At 70.3% G+C, this 21327-nt stretch carries 11 protein-coding genes; 3 read left to right on the plus strand and 8 right to left on the minus strand.

Annotated features, from left to right (window positions below; all coding sequences use genetic code 11):
* Positions 1-5 precede the first annotated feature (5 nt).
* Positions 6-1388 (plus strand): SagB family peptide dehydrogenase, encoded by a 1383-nt coding sequence (locus tag ABZV58_RS12025; RefSeq protein ID WP_355000155.1) that lies wholly within the window; start codon positions 6-8, stop codon positions 1386-1388.
* Here the strand turns inward: ABZV58_RS12025 and ABZV58_RS12030 are convergent.
* The 7 genes from ABZV58_RS12030 to ABZV58_RS12060 all read right to left on the minus strand — a co-directional run bounded on the left by ABZV58_RS12030 (position 1357) and on the right by ABZV58_RS12060 (position 18486).
* Positions 1357-2427 carry an MAB_1171c family putative transporter gene (locus ABZV58_RS12030; protein WP_355000156.1) on the minus strand — a complete coding sequence of 357 codons (1071 nt, stop codon included), beginning with the start codon at positions 2425-2427 and terminating at the stop codon, positions 1357-1359. The two genes, ABZV58_RS12025 and ABZV58_RS12030, sit on opposite strands and share 32 nt — an antisense overlap.
* 55 nt (positions 2428-2482) lie before the next feature.
* Entirely contained in the window at positions 2483-3535 is a 1053-nt protein-coding gene (locus ABZV58_RS12035; protein WP_355000157.1) for a DUF6545 domain-containing protein, read from the minus strand.
* 91 nt (positions 3536-3626) lie between these two features.
* Positions 3627-8660, minus strand: coding sequence for an amino acid adenylation domain-containing protein (locus ABZV58_RS12040; RefSeq protein ID WP_355000158.1), 5034 nt, complete (start codon positions 8658-8660; stop codon positions 3627-3629).
* Between the two features lie 41 nt (positions 8661-8701).
* The gene (locus ABZV58_RS12045) at positions 8702-13279 is read right to left on the minus strand and encodes an amino acid adenylation domain-containing protein (RefSeq protein ID WP_355000159.1); all 4578 of its coding nucleotides are present in this window, start codon (positions 13277-13279) and stop codon (positions 8702-8704) included.
* Positions 13280-13292: 13 nt separating this feature from the next.
* On the minus strand, positions 13293-16388 hold the full coding sequence (nbtC, locus tag ABZV58_RS12050) for a nocobactin polyketide synthase NbtC (protein ID WP_355000160.1): 3096 nt from the start codon (positions 16386-16388) through the stop codon (positions 13293-13295).
* Positions 16381-17703 (minus strand): polyketide synthase, encoded by a 1323-nt coding sequence (locus ABZV58_RS12055; RefSeq protein WP_355000161.1) that lies wholly within the window; start codon positions 17701-17703, stop codon positions 16381-16383. The genes nbtC and ABZV58_RS12055 overlap by 8 nt, the downstream gene beginning before the upstream one ends.
* 27 nt (positions 17704-17730) lie before the next feature.
* Positions 17731-18486, minus strand: a complete 756-nt coding sequence (locus ABZV58_RS12060; protein WP_355000162.1) for an alpha/beta fold hydrolase — start codon at positions 18484-18486, stop codon at positions 17731-17733.
* Between the two features lie 178 nt (positions 18487-18664).
* Here ABZV58_RS12060 and ABZV58_RS12065 point away from each other — a divergent pair, with 178 nt between their 5' ends.
* Entirely contained in the window at positions 18665-19330 is a 666-nt protein-coding gene (locus tag ABZV58_RS12065) for a GNAT family N-acetyltransferase (RefSeq protein WP_355000163.1), read from the plus strand.
* Positions 19331-19333: 3 nt separating this feature from the next.
* Here ABZV58_RS12065 and ABZV58_RS12070 read toward each other — a convergent pair whose 3' ends face one another.
* On the minus strand, positions 19334-20620 hold the full coding sequence (locus ABZV58_RS12070; protein WP_355000164.1) for a SidA/IucD/PvdA family monooxygenase: 1287 nt from the start codon (positions 20618-20620) through the stop codon (positions 19334-19336).
* A gap of 156 nt (positions 20621-20776) precedes the next feature.
* Between ABZV58_RS12070 and ABZV58_RS12075 the strand changes: the two genes are divergently transcribed.
* Positions 20777-21244, plus strand: a complete 468-nt coding sequence (locus tag ABZV58_RS12075; RefSeq protein WP_355000165.1) for a hypothetical protein — start codon at positions 20777-20779, stop codon at positions 21242-21244.
* The last annotated feature ends 83 nt before the right edge of the window (positions 21245-21327 follow it).

Below are 21327 nucleotides of genomic sequence, written 5' to 3' on the forward strand. Positions count from 1 at the left end.
TTCCGGTGTCCGCCGTCATCTATCCCGACCAGACCCGGTTCGCCCTGCGCGACGGCGTCACCTGCGTGACCGTGCCGACGGGTGCGGTGCTGCTGAACCCGCCCAACAACCAGAAGCTCACCAACCTCGGCGCGGCCCAGGTGCAGGCACTGAAGACGCTGAACCAGGGCCCGTCGACACTCGGTGAGATGGCGGGCACCGGCGGCGGGGCCGACGTCGGCGAGCTTGTCGAGCGGCTGACCGACGGCGGCTGGCTGTCGGTCACCGTGCGCGACGGCGGCCGGGATCTCTACACGATCCGGCCGTTCGCCAACCCGCCCGCTCGGCCGAAGGCGGCGCTGCCCTGGTCGGCGACGCTGTCGAAATTCGCTGTGCTGCACCGCGACTCGCAGGGCTTCGTGCTGGAGCATCCGCTGGCCTGGTGTGATCTGCGCATCCACGACCCGCGCCTGCTCGCCCTGCTGGACGGGCCCGGCGCGGCCGATTCCACGCTGCCCATCGCGATCAAGTCTCAGCTCGCCGACGACCTGCACTGGTGCGGTTTCCTGGTGGCCGATCCGGCGGCCGAGGAGCGCGAGTTCACCACCCGCAGCTGGAGCGCGCCGGACCTGTGGTTCCACCGCCGCAGCACGCTCGGCCCGCGCACCATCACCTGGGAGCACTTCGGCCCGACCAAGTGGGGCAAGCCGTCCTTCCCGCAGCCGCCCGCGCGCAAGCCGAACTACCCGGGCACCCCGGTCCCGCTGGCGAAGCCGGACCTGGACAAGCTGCGCATCGCCGACCCCAGTCTCACCGACGTGCTCGAAGACCGGGTCTCCTGCCGCGATTTCGACGACGCCGCGCCGATGACGATCGACCAGCTCGCCGAGCTGCTCTACCGCACCGCGCGCACCCGTTCGGTCCGGCAGGTCGCCGAGGGCGAGGAGCTCACCTCGCGCCCGTATCCGTCGGGCGGCAGTGTCTACGAGCTGGAGCTGTACCCGATCGTGCGCAACGTCGCGGGCCTGGAACCCGGGATGTACCACTACGATTCGTTCGACCACGTGCTGCGTCCCGTCGCTCCCGTCGACTCGCCCGCCGTGCAGAAGCTGATCCGCTCCACCTCGGCCACCCTGGTCGACGGCGGCGAACCGCAGCTGGTGCTGGCGATGGCCGCGCGCTCCGGGCGGGTCATGTGGACCTACGAGCAGGTCGCCTACGCGAGCATCCTCAAGCACGTCGGCGTGCTCATGCAGACGGTGTACCTCGCGGCCACCGCGATGGGTCTCGGCGCGTGCGCGCAGGGCTTCAGCGACACGGCCGCGTTCGTCTCCGCCGCGGGCGTGAACGAGCTGGAGGAGTGCAACGTCGGCAGCGTCATCGTCGGTTCGCCCGCGAAGGCTCGCTGAGCACGCCCGGCCAGGCCCTGGCCAGCTCGAGCAGGTAGCCGAGTTCGGCGTCCAAATCCTGTCCCGCGTAAGGAATCTCCCGCGCCGCCCCTTCCACGGACGGCGCGGCTCCGGCCGCCTTGGCGTCGACGGCTTGCGAGATCCGGCGCGCGTAGGCCGCGATACCAGGCTCACCAGAGCCGTCCCGCGGCATGTACATCCGCAGGTGCTGTAGCGCATCCCTGGTCTCGACCACCATGCGGTAGAGCCGCGAGTCCGGTTCGGTAATCCGTCCCGCCGCGGGACGCAGCACGACTTCCGGAACAGCGGCCGTGAGATCCCGCCAGAGCGGCTGCAAGGTGCGTAGCTCCCGCCCGGTGCGATCGAGTCCGCTGCGCGCACCGAATGCTCGGGCCAGCGGAATGGCCGAGAGGATGGCGACGAATAGGTAGACCAGGCACGAGGCCACGGTCCACTGCGTCGGATAGGCGACGCCGTCGAGTACCGACGTCGCGGAGGCGAAAAGCGCTGCGGCGCACCAATAGGCGGCGGTAGCCAGCAGCGCCGAGTACGCGATCCGCTCCAGCCGCGAACGGGTGCGCGGCATTTCGCGCAGACACGCCCGCACGGTGCGCACCCCGGCCGCGGCCATCGGCAGTTGGAAGATCGCGACCCAAAGGGCGGTGCGCCACCACGTCGCCGGCGCGGCCAGACCGTCACCGAGCAGCAGCGACACCGCACCGCTCACCGCGAGCACGTCGTAGGCCCACTGCCTGCGACGGACCAGCGCCGGGTCGGCGCCGTCGAACAGCTCGGCCAGCCCGTACACGCTGGCCAACGCCAGCGCACCGCAGACGAGGAAGACCTTGCTCGACCAACCGTCGGCACCGAGATCGGTGTCCACGAGCGCCGAGAGCACGCACACCGCGCTGAAAGTCAACGCCCGGTTGATGAGCCGGTCGGCGCGCGTGTCATTCACCAGCAGCCAGCGGCCGAGGGTGACGGATGCCTGCATCAGGAACACCGGCACCATCAACCACATCGGCGCCGCGCCGCTCACGCCGAACACCTACCCGGCACCGTGAACGCGCCTCTGTCGATCCGATGCCCGCTCATCACGCTGACGGCCGGACGACGTCCGCGCGAAGGGCGGGCCATTCGCAGGCCAGCTCGAGCAGCATCTGGAGTTCCACGGCACGCTGCCCTTCGCCGGGTCCGTCGCCGATGTCGGGCAAGGTTGTCCGCGCCATCGCGGGCGTGTTTCGGGCGAGCGCCCCGTCCAGGACGCGGGACGATTCCGTATCCAGTTTTCTGAGGTGCAGCAGCGCGTCCGAGATCTCGACCATCATGCGGTAACGCCGCGCGAGCGAGTCCGCCTGCGGCAGTGCCTGATCCAGAACCACTCCCGGTACCGCGGTCGTGACGTCGAGCCACATCGGACGCAACCGACGGCAGTCGCGACCGGCCCTGTCCAATCCCAGTCGCTCGAGGACCACGTTGACCAGCGGGACGGCCAGGAGCACGGCATAGAGCAGCAGACTGACGAACGCGGCGACGCCACCCGCCGCGCGCGGTTCGGCGGGCGGTCTGCCCGCCACGATGTCGACCACCGCGACGACGGTCAGCACCCCGGAGGTGCAAGCGAGCAGCAGCAGACTTGTGTAGGTCAGTCTTTCCCGCACGGTGCCGACGAAGCCCCGCAGCTCGCGCACACACGCCCTGGCGATCAACACCACCGACACCGCGATCATGACGTCGGAGCCCACCCAGAGCACCGCGGACCAATCGACTATCCGATCGATGGAGAGCGCGCTGCCGATCGGCGACTCCGCGACGATCGCGACGCCCGATGCCGCTACGGCGACCGCATGGTAGGTCCGCAGTCTGCGCGGTGCGTTCTCGGTGTCGCCGCTGTCGAGCAGCCGAGCCAGCGCGTAGACGTTGGCCATGGCGAGCAATCCGCTGGTGATGAACGCCAGTGGCGCGAGTTCGGCGAATCCCAGCCATACCGCACCGCCGTACGCGAACACCCCGCTGACGCTCCAGGCCAGCGCACGGTTGAGCAACCGGTCGATCATGTTGTCGCGGAGCAGAATCCACCGTGCGCCGATGATCGCGGTCGTGACCACGAGAATCGGAACGAGGATCGAGGTGGAGGTCGAGGTCATCGCCACCGACCGTACCGCCTGGTCGGAGGCGCGCCAACCGGCCACAGCGGGCATCCGGTCGGCCGATCGGAGACCGGCCGACCGGTGCGCGTCAGTTCTGCGCCGCCCAGGAGCTCTGGAGCGCCGCGAGGGCGTTCTGATCGAGGCCCGACACCGACATCGCCTCGTGCCGGTGCTCGTCCTCGCTCTCGGCGGGCGGGTTGGCGGCGGCCTCGTCCACGGCGGCGGCCAGTTCGGCGATGGTGAAGTACTCGAACACCAGCTGCGGAGTCAGCGGCAGACCCGCCTCGCCCGCCCGGGCCGCCCACTGGATGGCGATGACGCTGTCACCACCGAGCCCGAAGAAGCCGTCGTCGCGTCCGACGTCGGTGATCTCCAGCAGTTCCTCCAGGATGGCGATCAGGGTGCGCTCGGTATCGGTCTGCGGCGCTTCGCTTTCGCCGCCGGTGGACCGCGCGGACGCGGGCGTCATGTGCACCACCGAACGGGCCGTGTCCCATTCGGCGGGCAGCACGTCCAGTTCGGTGAGCGCCCGGTCCGGCTGCTCGGCGAAGGCCTCGAACACCTTGGCAAGCACGTCGGCGAAGACCTCGCCGGTCGCGGCCTCGTACAGGTCGGGGTTGACCACGACGCGCGCGATCAGGTCGCCGGTGATGTCCACGGTGTAGTCGAAATGGAAGTCCATGAACGACACGTCGTAGAACTTGGCGATGCCCTTCAGCGTCGTCGCCCCGTCCTCGCTGAACGCGACGGGCGCCTGCCGGTGCCGGAAGTGCATCATCACCTGGAACAGCGGGTTGCGGGCCAGCGAGCGCGCCGGGTTGATGGTCTCCACCAGCCGCTCGAAGGGCACACCCTGCTTGCTGATCGCGTCCAGCGCCGAATCGCGTACCCGGTCCAGCACGACCCGCGGGGTCGGATCGCCCGAGACGTCGTTGCGCAGCACGACGACATTGGCGAACAGGCCGATCAGGTCGTCGGTCGCCTCGCCGATGCGGTTGGCGACCGCGGCGCCGATGGCCAGATCGTCGCCCGCGCCGAGCGCGTTCAACACCACCGCGCTGACGGCCTGGCACAGCATGAACTCGGTGGCCCCGGCCTCCTCGGCCCTGGCCCTGGCCTTCTCCCAGATCGCGGCGGGCACCGTGCGCGCGGTGCCGATGCCATTGCGGCCCAGCACTTGCGGACGCGGGCGGTCGTGTCCGACGGCGATCTCGTCCGGCAGCCCGGCCAACGCCTCGCGCCAGTAGTCCAGCTGTGCCTGACCCGCGGCGCTGACCTCGCGATCCGCACCGCGATCGAACATCTCGCGCTGCCACATGGCGAAATCGGCGAACTGGATGGGCAATTCGGACCACTCAGGGGCGGCTCCGCGCACGCGAGCCCGGTAGGCGGCGGTGAGATCGTCGACGAAGATCTGGCAGGACCTGCGGTCGGCGATGATGTGGTGCATCAGGATCGACAGCACGGTGGTCCGCTCGTCCAGCACGAGCAGCCGCAGGCGCAGCAGCGGCTCGGCCTGCAGGTCGAACACGTAATCGGCGTCGGTCGTGAGTTCCTCGTCGAGCTTCGCCTCGTCACCGTTCAGGTCGAGGACCGGGACCTCGACGTGCGCGATGGGATGCACGAGCTGGTACGGCGTGCCCTCGTGCTCGGGGAACGTGGTGCGCAGCGATTCGTGCCTGGCCACCACGTCATCGATCGCGGCGAACAGCGCGGCGCGATCGATCGGTCCGTCGAACCGAATCGGGTAGGTGACGTTCTCGCCGTCGATCGAGCCCTCCATGCGCCGCTGCAACCAGTACGCGCGCTGCGAGTACGACAGCGGGATGTGCTCGGGCCGCTCCCTGCGCACCAGTTCGGGCCGCGAACCGCGCGCCTCGGCGACGGCCTGATCGGCGTCCGATGCCTCGGTCTCGCCGAGTTCGTCCAGGTCGATACCGAATTCGTCGAGGAACGAGGCGACCAGGTGAGCCGCGAGCCCCGCGACGGTCGGCTTGTCGAACGGCACGCGCATGTCGATCTCGATGCCGAACTCGGCGCGGATCATGGTGATCAGGCGGGCGGCCAGCAGCGAATGGCCGCCGAGTTCGAAGAACGAGTCGTCGGCGCCGATGCGGTCCTGGTCGAACAGGGTGGCGTACAACGCGGCGACGCGAATCTCGGTGGGCGTCTTCGGTTCCCGGTAGCTACGCGCCCCCGCGAGCTCGGGGGTCGGCAGGGCGCGCTTGTCCAGCTTGCCGTGCGCGGTCAGCGGCACCTCGTCGATGACGGTGAGCGCCGCGGGCACCATGTACTCCGGCAGGCGCGCGCCGACGAACGCCCGCACGACGTCCAGGTCGAGTTCGACGCCCGGCTGGGGCACCACGTATCCGGCCAGGATCGGGCCGAGCGACTCGTGCTCGGTGACGATCACGACGCAGTGCGCGACACCGGGGTGATCGGTGACGGTGGCTTCGACCTCGCCGAGCTCGATGCGATGCCCGCGCACCTTGACCTGCTCGTCCGCGCGGCCGACGAACTCGATCTCGCCGTGCGCGTTGCGTCGCGCGAGATCACCGGTGCGGTAGAGCCTTTCGCCGGGCAGGAACGGGTCGGCGACGAAACGCTCGGCGCTCAGGCCGGGCCGATGCAGGTAGCCGCGGGCCAGCTGGCGGCCGCCGAGGTAGATCTCGCCGACGACGCCGTCGGGCACCAGTTGCAGCGCCTCGTCCAGCAGGTAGAGGTAGACGTTCTGGTTCGGTACGCCGATCGGCACGATGCCGGTGCCCTGCGGTCCGTCGACCGGCATGTGGGTCGAGCAGACCACGGCCTCGGTGGGGCCGTAGTGGTTGCGCAGTTCCGCGTCGAACTGGGTGGCGAACCGGTCGGCGACCTCGCCCGGCAGCGCCTCGCCGCCGACGGGCACGTGGCGCAGCGTGCGCCAGTCGTTGACCTCCGGCAGCACCAGGAAGGTGGCCAGCATCGAGGGCACCATGTGCAGCACCGAGATGCCATGGCGGGTAACCAGATCCGCGACGTACGGAATGTCGCGGTAGGCGTTCGGCTTGGGCACCACGACCCGCGCGCCCGCCGCGAGCGTGACGAAGATGTCCATCAGCGAGGCGTCGAAGCTCACCGAGGTGGACTGCAACACCCGGTCCTGCGGCGTCAGGTCCCATTCGGCGTTGAAGCAGGCCAGGTGCTCGGCGATGGCGTCGTGCGGCACCGGAACGCCCTTGGGCTTGCCGGTGGAGCCCGAGGTGTAGATGACGTAGGCGGTGTTCGACGGGCGCAGCGGCGATCGGCGATCGCTGTCGGACGGGTCGGCCTCGGAACGGTCGGCGGCCTTGCCTTCGGCGTCGGCGAGTGCGTCGGCGTCGAGCACGAGCTCGGGCTCGGCGTCCGAGAGCAGGTACTCGATGCGGTCGGCCGGGTAGGCAGGGTCGATCGGCAGGTAGGCCGCACCCGCCTTGAGCACCGCGATGGACGCGACGATGAACTCGACGGAGGTCGCCATGCGCAGCGCGACGATGTCCTCCGCGCCGACACCGAAGCCGATCATCCAGTGCGCCAACCGGTTCGCGCGCCGGTTCAGCGCGTCGAAGGTCAGCTCGACGTCGTCGGAGACCACCGCGACATGGTGTGGCGCCGCGGCGACGCGCTCTTCGAGCACGGCGACCAGGGTGGTCACGGGCGTCTCGACGAGCGGGCCGTGCGAGGCGGCCAGCAGCTCGGCGCGGTCGGCGTCGCCGAGAATGTCGATGTCGCGCAGGCGAAGCCGGGGATCCCGCAGCGCGCTGTCGAGCAATTGCACGTAGTGGTCGAGGAATTGGGCGACCAGGTGCTCGTCCAGCACGTCGACCAGATAGGTCGCCTCGACCCGCGCGCCCGCGCTGTCGAGCACCACCATCAGGCCCAGTTCCTCCTGGGCCACCCCGCTGCCCAGCGGCAGTTCGGCGGATTCGACACCAGCCAGGTCGAAGCCGTTGGCCTCGCCGCGCACGCTGAAGCTGAGCTGCACCAGCTGCGCCATGGCGTCGCGACCCGCGACGCGCTCCGGGCCGACCTCGCGGACCACGCGGTCGATGCCCACGCCCTGGTGGCCGAACGCGCCGACGCACGCGGCGCGGGTCTGCTCCAGCAGCGTGGCGAAATCGGCGGAGCTGTCCAGGTCCGCGCGGACCAGCACGGCGTTGCCGAAGTAGCCGATGAGGCTTTCCGCGCCCGCGCGCCGGTTGACGACGGGCACCGAGACGAGGAAATCGGTCGCGGCGGTGTACCGGTTGACCAGCGCCTCGAACGCGGCGAGCAGCACCGTGAACGGCGTGGCCGAGTGCTCGCGCGCGAGCTCGACGACTCGCGCCATCAGTTCCGGCGCGAGGGGCCTCGTGCGCTTGTCGGCGTTCTTGGACGGGGTGGCCACCGCCGCTTTGCTCGGCAGTTCGAGGCGCTCGGGCAACGGCGTCAACGTCTCGCGCCACCAGGCCAGATCGGCATCCGAGCCACCGTCCGCGCCGACCTCGACATCGATGTACTGGGCGCGCGGTTCGGGCAGGTCCGCGCCGCGGTAGGCGGCGTTGACCTCGGCGAAGAACACCGGCCACGAGTCGTCGTCCCAGCCGACGTGGTGCACGACGAGGATCAGCACGTGCTCGTCGGCCGCGGTGCGCGCCAGGGTCGCGCGCAGCGGCAGGTCGGTGGTCAGGTCGAAGGGGCGCGCGAACTCGCGGCGCGCCAGCACCTCGACCCGCAGGTTCCGGCTCGCCTCCGGCAGCGCGCTCAGATCGTGTTCCTGCCAGGGCAATTCGACGTCATCGCGGGACACCTGGAACGGCTCACCGTCCGCGTCGACGCCGTAGGTGGTGCGCAGCACCTCGTGGCGGGCCAGGACGGTGGCGCAGGCCGCGCGCAACCGCTCGGCGTCCAGCGCTCCGGTCAGCCGGTAGGCGACGCAGACGTTCAGCGTGGTGTCGGCCGGTTCGAGGCGCTGCACGAACCACATGCGGCGCTGGGCGTCCGACAGCGGACTCGGCTCGCCGCTGACGCGGGTACGCACCGGGGCGGGCGCGTCGGCCTTGACGGCGTTTTCGCGCAATCGGCGCTGCAGCAACTGCTTACGACGCTCGAGAATGTCCTCTGACATGGTGGTCCTTCGATTCGGCTGACGGTCTTGGGGTTCCGGGTTCACGCGGGCGTCGCGGGCGGTCCACCGACGGCGACGGGCGCGATCGCGCGCGCCAGCGCCGCGATGGCGGCGTGCCAGATCTCGGCGAGCCGCGCCACTTCGGCGGCGGTGAACAGGACGTCGCTCCACCGCAGGAGGGTGACCAGCTGCGGTCCGGCGTCGGTGGGCTGCACGCCCGCGATGACGTCCATGGCGTACCGGAGGGGGAAATCGGGTTCGGGCGCGGTCGGCAACTGGGTGAACAGCTCGACCTCGTGGACCGGCGACCATGGCTTACGGGTGACGGCCAGGTCCATCCGGCCCAGGTAGTCGAACAGCACCTGCGGCTCGGGAGCCGCGGCGAGTTCGGCGTCGGCCTGGAGATAGCGCAGCACGCCGTAGTCGACGCCGTTGTTCGGCACCGCGGCCAGCGACGCGGCGACCGAGGCGAGCAGTGCCCGCGCCGCGGCCGGGTCCTGTTCCGCGGCGGCCACATCCACCGCGTCCGCGCCCGCGCCGAAGCGCGCGGGGAAGACACTGGTGAACCAGCCGACCGTCTGGGCGATGTCGACGTCGGCCCCGAGCACCTGATCCTCGCGACCATGGCCCTCCATCGCGAGATACGCTCCGCCGCTGGCGTCCTGGCCGCGTTCCCGGCGCCAGGTGGCCAGCGTCGCGGTCAGCGCGGCGAGCAGGAACTCGCGCGCGCCGAGCTCGCCGGTGAGTCCGTCGAGCACCGCCGCGGTCGTCTCCGGCGCGGTGAACAGCGGCTGCACCCGGTAGGAGGACCAGGTGTCGGTGCTCGGATCCGGCCGCCGGGCGGCCAGCACCGGGTCCGGCGCGGTCGTCTGCGCGATCCAGTAGTCGCGCTGCGCGGCGACCTCCGCGCTGCCCGCGCGGGCACGAGTCAGCTCGGCCCAGGTGCGGTAGGACGTGTACTCGACCGGCGGAGCGAGTTCCGACGCACCCGCCGACAGCTCCTCCCACGCCGCGGCCAGGTCCGCGCAGATGATGTGCCAGGAGACCGGGTCCACCGCGAGGTGGTGGATGTTGAGCAGCAGCAGGCCGGGGCCGTCGGCGCGGGTGAACCAGACCGCGCGCACCAGATCGCCGGTGAGCGGGTCGATCTCGTCGGCCACGGCCAGCGCGTGCGCACCGAGTTCCGTCGGGAAGTTCGGTCCCGCTTCGATTCTGGTCAGGATGTCCGCGGCGCGCACCACACCCGGCTCGCGGGTGACGACGTCGTATCCGGCCGCCGTCTCGACGAAACGGGCGCGCAGCATGTCGTGACCGTCGAGCAGAGCTTGCAGCACCGCTTCCAGGCGCGGGCCGTCCACCTCGGCGGGCAGTTCCAGCAGAGTGTTCAGCGCGAGCCTGCGGTAGTTGCCGTGCTCGTGCATCCAGGACAGGATCGGCACCTGGCCGACCGCGCCGTATTCGGCGACGGCGCCGCTCTTTTCGGTACCCGCGCCCGCGTCGATGGCCGCCGCGAGTTCCCGGATCGACCCCGCGGTCAGCACCGCGCGGGGGCTCGTCGCGATTCCCTTGCGGCGCAAGGCGTTCACCAGCGAGATGGCGACGATGCTGTCCAGTCCCAATTCGACCAGGTGCTCGTCGATACCGGGTTCGGCGCCGCCGGTGAGTTCGGCGACGGTCGCGCACAGCGTGCGTTCGGTGTCGGAGGTCGGCGCGGTGCTCGCCGCCGCGCTGTCCAGCGCCGTGGTCGCCAGCGCCTCGAGCTGCCGCGCGTCGAGCTTGCCGTTGCCGGTGACCGGCAGTCCGCCGACCGCGAGGATGCGGTGCGGAACCATGTAGCCGGGCAGCCGTTCGGCGAGTTCGGCGCGCAGCCGGGCGGATTCGAGTTCCGTGCCCACCGCGAAGCCGACGAGCACCGGCCCGCTCGGGCGGCGCAGCACCAGTACCGCGGCCTCACGGACGCCGGGCAACGCGTGCAGCGCGGCCTCGATGTCGCCGATCTCGATGCGGTAGCCGCGGATCTTCACCTGGTCGTCGGCGCGGCCGAGGTAGGCGAAATCGCCGGAGGGCAAGCGGCGCACCAGGTCTCCGGTGCGGTACATGCGCTGGCCCGGCCGGAACGGGTCCGCGACGAAACGCTCGGCAGTGATGGCCGGCTTGCCCGCGTAGCCGCGCGCCAGCTGCGCGCCGGAGAGGTAGAGCTCGCCGATGACCCCGTGCGGCGTCGGACGCAACCGCGAATCGAAGACGTAGCCCGTCATTCCGGTGGTGGGCGAGCCGATGGTCGGCGTCGCCTTCGGGTCGGCGACGGAGGCGACCACCGCTTCGACCGTGGTCTCGGTGGGGCCGTAGCAGTTGTGCACGGCGGTGTTCGGCAAGGCGCACAGCTGTTTCCACAGCGGCACGCCGATGGCCTCGCCGCCGAGGGCGAGCACCGCGAGGTCGGAGCCGCCGTCGTGCACCAGGCCCGCGGCGGCCAGCTGGGCGAACATCGACGGCGTGGTGTCGATCATGTCGATGCCGTGCCTGCCGATACCGTCCACCAGGCGCTGCGCGTCGCGCATCTCCTCCGCGTCGAACAGGTGGATCGACTGACCGTCCAGCAAGCCGATCATCGGCTGCCAGGACGCGTCGAAGCTCAGCGACCAGGCGTGCGCGATCCGCAGCGGCCTGCCGAGCCGAGCCGTCGCGGGCCGGTACACCCGGTCGCGGTGGTCGGCGAAGTAGGAGGCCAACGCGGCGTGGGTGCCCATGACGCCCTTGGGTTCTCCGGTCGAGCCGGAGGTGAAGATGAGATACGCGCACTGTTCCGGGTGCCCGGACACCGGGGCCGTGAGCGCCGCGGAGTCGGTCACGACCGCGCCGAACGACTCGACGGGCGGCAGTGACTCGATCTCGTCGAGCGCGGGCACACCCGCGCCGTCCACCACGATCAGTCGTGGGTTCGACTGACGCACTATCGATTCGATCCGCGCGGCGGGCAGCGTGATGTCGACCGGCACGTAGGCCGCGCCAGCGGCGAGCACACCGAGGATGGCCACGATGGATTCGGTCGAACGCGGCATGACCAGGGCGACAACGTCTTCCGAGCCGATGCCGCGCGCGGCCAGACCACCGGCCAGGCGCAGTGCGGCTTCGGAGAGCTCCCGATAGGTGTAGCGCTCGTCTTCGGTGCTCAGCGCCAAGGCGTCCGGCGTCGCGGCCACCTGGCGGGCGAACAGCTCCGGCACCGTCACGCCCAGGACGTCGGCGGCGGGCGACACGGGCGGTCGCGGCCGCTCTCCCGGCAGCAGCACGTCGAGCGAATCCTGGCCCGCGTCACCGATATCGGGCAGCTGGCGCAGTACCTCCACCAGGCGAGCGCCCAGGTCGGCGGGCGAGATCTCGCCGAGCACCGCCTCGACGGCCTCCACCACCACGGCCAGCTCGCCGTTGAGCAGGTAGGAGACGACCGCGAGCGGGTAGTGGGTCAGGCTCTCCGACGCGGTCGGCCGGAAGGTGGTGCCGTCCGCGGTGGTGATCGCCTGGAGCACGTCGGCGACCGGCGCGTTCTCATAGACGAAGAGCGTGTCGAACAGGGCGCCGCGCCCGGTGGCCCGCTGAATGGCGGACAGGCTCAGATATCCGTTGTCGCGCATGGTCGCCGACGCGCGCTGCAACTGGGCGCAGCCTTGCGCCACCCCGCCCGCCGCTTCCAGTTCGTCGAGCCGGATGCGCACCGGAATGGTGTTGATGAACAGGCCGATCATGGTCTCGACACCGGCCAGCTCGTCCGGCCTGCCGGAGACGGTGGTGCCGAAGACGACGTCGGTGCGGTCGGTCAGCCTGCCGAGCACGATCGCCCACGCGAACTGGACGACCGTGTTCATGGTCAGCCCGTTCGCGCGGGCCCAGCGCTGCACCCGGTCGGTGTCGGCGCCGTCGAGGACCACCTTGTGGATGGTCGGCACGATCGTGTTCACCGCCGCGTCGGCGCGGTCGGCGAGAATCAGCGGGTCCACCTCGGCCAGGTAGTCGGCCCAGCCGCGCAGGGTGGCCTCGCTGTCGCGGGCGCCCAGCCAGCCGATGTAATCGCGGTAGGGGCGCGGCGCGGGCAGTGCGGCCGCCGAGCCGCCCGCCTCGTAGACCGCGAAGAGTTCGCGGAAGAACACACCGAGCGACCAGCCGTCCATCAGGATGTGGTGGGCGGTCACGATCATTCGGTGCGACCCGTCGGGCAGGGCGACGATCGCGACGCGCAGCGCCGGACCGCGGGACAGGTCGAAGCCGTGACGCGCCTCGGAGGCCACGATCGCTTCGAGTTCGCGTTCGTCGGCGGTCCTTTCGAACCACGGCAGCTCGACCGAGGTGGGCACGATCTGCACCGGCTTGGGCACGTCGCGGTCCCAGAACGCGGCGCGCAGGTTGGCGTGCCTGCGCAGGATCGCCTCGACGCTGCGGCGCAGCAGCGCCACGTCGACCGGGCCCGCGACCTCGATCACGAACTGCATGTTGTACAGGTCGTCGTCACCGGCCAGCTTGGCGAGCGAGAACAGGCCCTCCTGCAACGGGCTGAGGGCGAGCACGTCCTCGATCTGCGGCGGCGCCGCCTTGCGCTCGGTCGCCTGCGTGGTCTCCGACATTCCAGCGGACTCCTCAGCCTTTGTTCTCGGACATCAGCGACACGACGTCATCCAGGGACGCGCCGCCGAGAATGGCGGCGACCGGAAGGTCGCGGTTCAGTTCGGCCTTGAGCCGTTTGCGCAGATCGAGCGCCTGCAACGAGTCCATGCCCAGCGAGACGAGCGGGACCGAGCCGTCGATGGCCTCGCCGCCGTCGGAGAGCATGACGCGGTCCAGCTCCTTGCGGATGCGTTCGGCGAAACCCGCTTCCGGAACAGACGGCGCGGAAATCACTGGGGCCGATACCGTCTCGGCGCGCATCGGCTCGGCGGCCGGTGCGGTCGTCGGCTCGGGAGCCGGAGCCAGTTTCGCGAGCGCGTCGAGCGCGGGTGCGAAAACCGGTTCGAGCCCGACGGTTTCGGTGACGCCGCGCAGCTTCGACCAGTCCGCCGCGAGGACCAGGCTGTTGGCGGAGGTGTCGGCCAGCCCGGCCGCGACCGCGTCGGCCGCCGCCATCGGCAGCAGACCCGAGCCCTCGATCCTGGCCTCGACCGCCGCGTCGGCCTCGGCGGGCAGCACCCACAGCCCCCACTGCACCGACGTGCACGCGCGGCCTTCGGCGCGCAGCCGCCAGGCCATGGCGTCGAGCATGCGGTTGCTGCCCGCGTAGAGCGCCTGGCCCCAGCCGCCGAGGGTGGCGGCGAAGGACGAGCACAGCAGCACGGTGGCCGTGGGCGTCGTCGGCAGGGTGCGCAGCACCTCGCCGAAGCCGACCACCTTGGCCGCGCCCGCCTGGGCGACGGCCGCGGCGTCGGCGTCGGACGCGGCGGAGTACACGTAGTCCACGACCGCGTGCGCCAGCAGGCTCACCGGGCGGTCCGCGTACCGGGCGGCCAGCTCGACGACCGCCGCGGGATCGCTGATATCGCAAGCGAACACGTCGATCTCGGTGTCGGCCAGCGCGCGGACGGGGCGCAGCCGTTCGGTCAGCGCGGCCGTCTCGCCGCCGCGGTTCACCAGGGTGATCCGGCGCGCGCCGTCGCGGACGAACTGCGCGCAGAACTCCAAGCCGACGTGCCCGGTGCCGCCGAGGATCAGCACCTCGTTCAAGTCGGGTGCGGCGGCCGTAGCCTGCTCGGCCACGGCGAGTCGCTTGGCGTGCAGCTTGCCGTCGCGCATCGCGAGGTCGGGCTCACCCGCCAGTTGCACGGCTTCCAGAATCTTGTCGGCGGGCAGCTTCTGCTCCAGCGCCGGGTAGTCCGCGGGCAGGTCGATACGGCGGAAGGTGACGCCGATTCGCTCCAGCGCGACGCAGCGGAAGGCCGCACCGGCCGCCGCGGCGGCGAGCGCGGGAATCTCGTTCTCGCCCACCGCTTCCGCGCCCGCCGTCACCAGCCAGCACTCGGTGACGCGCGGGCCGAGCGCCGCGAGCCAGCCCTGATCGGTGGCGAAGTCGGCGAACTCGGCGACCGCGGCCGCCTCGTCCTGCGCGCTGCTCGGGGGCAGCAGCACTACGACCGTGTCGGCCTGCTCGACGGGCGAACCGTCGAACATCGTCACCGTCGCACCGTGCCGTTCGGCGCGCTCGCGCAGCGCGGCGGCCAGCTCGGCGCAGCGACCGTCGCGGTCGACGAGGGCGACTGTGCGCGGCGGCGTCAGCGTGCGCCGGGAGAGCCGAGTCCAGTTCTCCACCAAGCGAACCGGCGCGACCTCGGCCGGACCCGTCGTCTCAACGGACCGGTACGGCGCCCACAGCCGCTTCGGCGACATCTGGGTGTGCGGGAAGTTCGACAGCGGGAGCCGGACGGCGGAGCCCGCCACGCGCAGGCTCTGCCAGTCGTAGTTCAGGTCGTGCACGGCGAGGGTCGCGAGGTTGCGCGTGAAATCCTCCAGCCCCACCGCGGTGCGCCGCGAGGTGCCGAGCACCTGGAAGTCGCGCGGTCCGGTTGCCGGGTCGTCCGGCACGGTGGCCAGGTTCTCCTGTAGCGCCAGTTGCAGCGTGGGGTGTTCGGCCACCTCGATGAAGGTGTCGACCTCGGCGGTGGCGGCCACGACGGCGCGGTCGAAGCGGACCCGGTTGCGCAGGTTCCAGTACCAGTACTGCCGGTGCGTGATGTCCGGTGTGATCGGCCCGCCGAGAGTGCCGCCGTAGCAGGTGATCTCGGTGGGCGAGAAGGTCGGCGCGCTCATCTCGTCGCCGAGCACCCCCTCCATCTCCTTGCGGATTTTGATCAGGAACGTGGTGTGCGCCGGGTAGGCGACCTTGATCTCCTTGGCGAACTTCCCCTCGGCGTTGGCCATCGCCACCATGTCGGCGACGGTGTCCTGGTCGCCGGAGATCGCGAGAATGTGCGGCGCGTTCACGACGGCGAGCTCGGCCCAGCCGGAATGCCTGGCCAGCATCGCCTCGCACGCCTCACGGTCCATGCCGAGCACGGCCATCGAGTACTGCTCGGGGTAGACGATCTCGTCCACGAACCGCGCACGGTGGGTCACGGCCAGCACCGCGTCGCGCCGGGTCATGACGCCCGACACCCAGCCCGCGGCCAGTTCGCCCTGGCTGTGACCGACGGTCGCGACCGGGCGCACCCCGTACGCCTGCCACATGGCGGCCAAGCCGGACATGTGGAACATCAAGGCGGGCTGCACTTCCCAGACGGTGTCCTGGTATTCGCCCTCGTTACCGAGCAAGTAGTGGAACGGCGCGATGTGGCCGTAGCGCTGCTCGTGGATCTCGACGCAGGCGTCGACCTCGGCGCGGTACTCCGGTGAGTTCTCGTAGTAGGAGCGGCCCATGCCCGGCCGCTGACTGCCCTGACCGGGGAAGACGAAGCCGACGCGGCGCGGCGAAGCGAGTCCGACGCTGCTCACCACCGCGGGGTGCGGGGCGTCCGCGACGACGGCACGCAGCGCGTCGAGCAGGTCGTCGCGGGTGCGCGCCATCGCGAGCGCGCGGCGGCGGCGCGCGATCCTGGTGCGGAAGAGCATGTCCGCCACGGCATCCGGCGTCACGCGCTCGTGGCGCTCCAGGTAGGAGAGCACGGCGGCGGCTTCGGCGCGCAGCCCGTCGGCGGTGTCGGAGGACAGCAGCACCGGAACGGCGCCGTCCGGGAGACGGTAATCAGGCATCGATATCCTCCAGAACCGGCATGGCCAGGATGGCGTGCGCGTTCGTGCCCGCGACGCCGAACGACGAGACCGCGGCGTAGCGGACACCCTCGTGCGCTTCCCACGGCTCGAACTCCGTGGCCAGACGCAGCCCGGTCGCGTTCCAGTCCACCGCGGCGGCGGGGTCGTCCGCGTGCAGTGTCGGCGCGATGTGGCCGTTGGCGCCGCACAGCAGCACCTTGATCAGCCCGAGCATGCCCGCGGCGGCCTGCGCGTGGCCGACATTGGTCTTCACCGAGCCCAGCCGGGGACCGCGCTCCGGGTCGGCGCCGTAGGTCTTGCACAGCGCGGTGAGCTCCAGCGGGTCGCCCACCGGAGTTCCGGTGCCGTGCCCCTCGACCAGGCCGACCAGGCTCGGGTCGATGCCCGCCGCGTCGATCGTCTTGCGCACCAGCGCTTCCTGCGCCTGCGCGCTGGGCACCGCGATCGGCGCGCCCTTGCCGTTGTGGTTGACCCTGGTGGCCAGAACCCTTGCGTACACGCGGTGGCCGAGTTCGCGGGCCCGCGACTCGCGTTCCAGCACGACGACTCCCGCGCCCTCGCCCCACAGGGTTCCGGTCGCGCTCGCGGAGTAGGCGCGCAGGTGACCGTCCACGGCCAGCGCGTTGTTCTTGGCGAACTCGTAGAACGCGGCGGGCGAACCCATCACGCTCACGCCGCCCGCGAGCGCCCAGTCGCACTCGCCGTTGCGGATCGCGGCGGCGGCCTGGTGCACAGCGGTCAGCGACGACGCGCACGCGGTGTCCACGGTGATCGACGGACCGACCAGACCGAGACCGTGCGAGATGCGCCCGGCCACCGCGCCCAGCGCGGTGCCGACGGCGCGATAGCCGTTGTACTCGTTGACTTCGCCGGCGCGCGGGCCGTATTCGATGAACGAGGCGCCCATGAAACAGCCCACCTCGTCACCGGCGAGTGCGCCGGGGTTGATCCCCGCGTGCTCGAGCGCGCGCCAGGCCACCCGCAGCGCGACCCGCTGCTGCGGATCCATGGCGACCGCCTCGCGCGGCGTGATCCCGAAGAATTGCGGATCGAATTCCGTTGCCCCGGTGAGGAATCCACCGGCGTCGGGCACCGAACCCCACCCTTCGTCGCGGTGCAGGGAGAAGACTTCCCGCAGCGGCCATTCCCGGTCACGGGGAAAAGGACCGATCAATTCTCGCGATTCGGCGAGTGCCGACCAGAAATCGTCCAGATTGTCGACGCCCCCCGGCGCCTCCACCGCCATACCGGCGATGACAATGTGATCTTCTTCCCCCGAAACAGCGCGTGCCATGCCAAACCTAACGTGCGAATTCGCGAACTATCTCGCGGAAAGAACTTCGGACGTCAGCAATTCAGCGATGCCGTCCACGTGGTCGTTCAGGTAGAAATGTCCGCCGTCGAAAAGGGTGACGGTGATGTCCTGCTCGCTGTGCGTTGCCCACTCCTGCAGGTGGCGCGCGGTGACGTGCTCGTCGTCGGAGCCGCCCATGACGTGCAGCCTGGCGCGCAACTTGACCTCGGGCCCGCACACGTAGCGGTCGAACGCGGCATAGTCGGCCTTGAGGGCGGGCAGCGTCATGCGCATGATCTCGCGGCTGCCGAGCACGTCCGCGCCGGTGCCGTTGAGCCCGGCGAGATGATCGAGCAGCGCCTCGTCCTCGGTGGGATGCTGCGGCATGTCGACGACGCGGTACGGCGCGACCGCGCCCGATGCGCCGAACAGGTTCACCTCGACACCCGCGGCCTCGGCCTGGCGGACGAATTCGAAACCGACCATCGAGCCCATGCTGTGTCCGAAGACCGTGACCGGTTCGCCGCGGTGGTATTCCGACTCCAGGAACGCGCTCAGCGCGCCCGCCGCCACCTCGGGCAGGGTCGTCGGCATCGGCTCGGCGGCCCGGTCCTGACGGCCCGGGTACTGGAAGACGATGACGTCGAAACTCTCGCTGAGCGCCTTGGAAAAGGTGCGGTAGGCGGAGGCGCCGCTGCCCGCGTGCGGGAACATCAGCAACGTCGGGCTCGAGTCCGAGCTCGGCTTGTGGAATTTGCGAATCCAACCAAGGGTTTTCGGCATTACGGCTCCTGCATCACGGTATCGCTGCGCTAGCCGCTCGACTCCGTCCGCCAACTGGCGACGGGCCGGGCTACGCTAACCCAGCGACGTTAGCATAGGGTAACCTTACCGATGTAAGCCTAGGGTAACCTTACGACGCACTGAGCCGAAAAGCCGAGCGAACGGGAGCCCTAGCACGATGAACCAGACCGGGACGCCGTACGTCCTCAAGCGCGAATTGACCGATGTCGCAGAGGAGGTCCGCAGCGCACCGGCCCCGGTTGTTCCCGGCTTCGACGAGCCCTTCGAGCTACGGCTCGCCGATCCCGAGGGCGACGATCCGCAGATGCTCGCCGAGTGGATGGCGCTGCCGCACCTGCTGGAGACCTGGGAACAGGACTGGCCCGCGGGCCGCCGCAAGCTCGACTTCCTCGCCCAACTGGCCGGAACCTATTCGCGGCCCTGCATTCTCAGCTACGACTTCGCCGCGATCGATCGCCCCGACCTCGGCCGTCGTGACATCGCGTACGTGGAGATCTACCGCGCGGCCAAGGACGAGAACGGCCGCCTGTACGACGCGGACCCGCTGGACATGGGATTCCACGTCGCCACCGCGGATCTGAATCTGATCGGACGCGGCATCATGTCGGGCTGGATGGACCAGCTGGCCGCCGCGCTGTTCGCCGCCGAGCCGGAGTGCAGGCGCTTGATCTGCGATCCCGACTACCGCAACGCCCCGATGCGCAAGGCGCTGTCGAAGAACGGCTGGGTCGAACTCGGCGAGTTCGACGTGCGGCCGGACCGCCGGATCGCGCTGCACATCCTGCCGCGCACGGCGGCGGACATGCCCGCGATCCGGCTCTGAATCTCAGCCGAAGGCCCGGTCCCGGTTTCTCGTCGCCGCGGACCGGGCCTTCGCCGATTCGGTGCGCAGCACGCGGTCCGAGAGTTCGCCGAGGCAGCTGAGATTCGGGAAACCCGGTCCCTGCGCCAGCGCGGCCAGGTTCGGCAGGTACAGCTTCGCGTCCAAGCCCGAGACCGCGAGGTCGTAGCCGATCGACGCCTCGATCCTGGCTTGGGTCAGCTGTCCCCCGACCGCTAGTTCCAGCAGATCGGCGGCGTTGGCGTCGAACATCTCCAGGAACCACAGCGGCTGTCCGCCGGTCGCGTCGATCACCAGGTCGAAGTTGTGAATCTGATCGGGGCGCATCTCGTTGCGCAGCGTCAGCGCGACGCCGTCGCCGAGGTCGGCGACCCGCACGACCCGGCCCTGCATGTGGTGCACCCGGTTGTCGGCGAGCAGGCTCTCCTGCACGCGCACCGAGAACACACCGCGGTCGGTGCGCCTGATGACGTCCCTGCGCTCGTCGGTGCTCAGCGATCCCCACTTGATCGGATCGCTGAACAGCGAGTTCTCGAAATAGCTTTCGCCGCGGGTGTAGATGGTGGCCATCGGGGAGATCACCGAGATGGACAGCATGCCGTGGCGGACCAGTTCGTCCAGCGCCGAACCGGCCGTCTCGCCGCCGCCGATGACGGCAGCGCGCGAGGAGACGGGCAGCTTGCGCTTGCCCGCGAGGTCCCAGAATTCCGCGACGCTGAGCACCTTGGGGTGCTTGGCGAGCGCCTTCTCGCTGCGGCCGGGACCGGTGATCATCAGTGCGTCGGCGTCGATTTCGGTCGGAATGCCGTCGGCGTCGACCGCGGTGATCAGCCAGCCGTCGGCCGCTGCGGCGATGGTGCGCACGGTGCCGAGGACGAGCTCGAAATCGGTTCGCGCGGCGACCCACTGGAGGTACTTGGCCCAGACGTGATGCTGCGGACTCGGACGCCCACGGTCGATCCACTCGGCGTAGGTGCCCTGGTCCACCAGGAAGGAGGTCCAGCTGAACGCCGTCATGGCCTCGTTGATCGCGCGGTTGTGGCCACGCGCCCAGGTGGAGTGGTACGGGAAGCCCACGTCCTTCTCCGGGCTGGTGCCGAGCCGGTGCTGGCCGTCGGTCCAGCCGCCGCTGGGCAGCCAATTGCCGCCCACCGTCTGCGCTTCCACCACGACGACCCGCGGCGCGGGCAGCCCCAGTTCGCGCAGTACGTGCGCCTTGGCGGCGACGGCCATCGCCTTCGGACCCGCGCCGATCACCACAAGTGTTTCCACCGGTTCTCCCACTCTCACATCGCGCGTATCCGTGTTCGCGCCCACATCGACGAGCCCCCGCCTTCATGTTTGCATAGGCTTACCTTACAGTGAACCGCAGTGTCGATCCCCACAGCGGGGAAGCACTCCGGCACGAGAACGATGGGAAGTACTTTCATGATCAGCACCCGAAAGAAGCTGGGCGCGGTCGCCTTTGCCGCCGCCACCCTGGTCGGCGCGTTCGGCACCGTCACCACCGCCGCGATCGCCGAGGCCGCGCCGATCACCGCCCCGCTGCGCGCCAACGCGCCGAGCACCGGTGAGCTGCGTGCCAAGATGGCGCTGCTGTTCAACGCGGGCGCACCGCGCACCGCGCGCGCCGCCGAGCTGGAGACCGGCGCGGCGGGCCTCGGCGTCTTCGACACCGCGGCCACGCTGATCGCCATCGCCCCGCCGAGCTGGCGCTGGGACGTCACCGGCCCGGTGACCGTCAACGGCGACACCCTTTCGGCCGTGCTGTACACCGCCACCGACGGTTACGAGCCGTGGACCTTCGACCTGACCTGGAAGCAGATCGACGGCACCTGGAAGCTGAGCCGCGAATCCGTCTGCACCATCGGCAACTTCGTCGGCCAGGGCTGCTGAGCGGTCCCGCGCGATTCGGCCCCCGCTTCGGCGGGGGCCGCTGTCGTTTCGCCGCGGTCGTGACATTCGACTCAGCTTAGGCT

The organism is Nocardia sp. NPDC004654, from assembly GCF_040609595.1.
Lineage (GTDB): Bacteria > Actinomycetota > Actinomycetes > Mycobacteriales > Mycobacteriaceae > Nocardia.

Coding starts and splice junctions, on each gene's coding strand:
- ABZV58_RS12045 (WP_355000159.1), bottom strand. CDS start 13,279: ATGTCGGAGACCACGCAGGCGACCGAGCGCAAGGCGGCGCCGCCGCAG.
- nbtC (WP_355000160.1), bottom strand. CDS start 16,388: ATGCCTGATTACCGTCTCCCGGACGGCGCCGTTCCGGTGCTGCTGTCC.
- ABZV58_RS12060 (WP_355000162.1), bottom strand. CDS start 18,486: ATGCCGAAAACCCTTGGTTGGATTCGCAAATTCCACAAGCCGAGCTCG.
- ABZV58_RS12040 (WP_355000158.1), bottom strand. CDS start 8,660: ATGTCAGAGGACATTCTCGAGCGTCGTAAGCAGTTGCTGCAGCGCCGA.
- ABZV58_RS12035 (WP_355000157.1), bottom strand. CDS start 3,535: ATGACCTCGACCTCCACCTCGATCCTCGTTCCGATTCTCGTGGTCACG.
- ABZV58_RS12075 (WP_355000165.1), top strand. CDS start 20,777: ATGATCAGCACCCGAAAGAAGCTGGGCGCGGTCGCCTTTGCCGCCGCC.
- ABZV58_RS12055 (WP_355000161.1), bottom strand. CDS start 17,703: ATGGCACGCGCTGTTTCGGGGGAAGAAGATCACATTGTCATCGCCGGT.
- ABZV58_RS12065 (WP_355000163.1), top strand. CDS start 18,665: ATGAACCAGACCGGGACGCCGTACGTCCTCAAGCGCGAATTGACCGAT.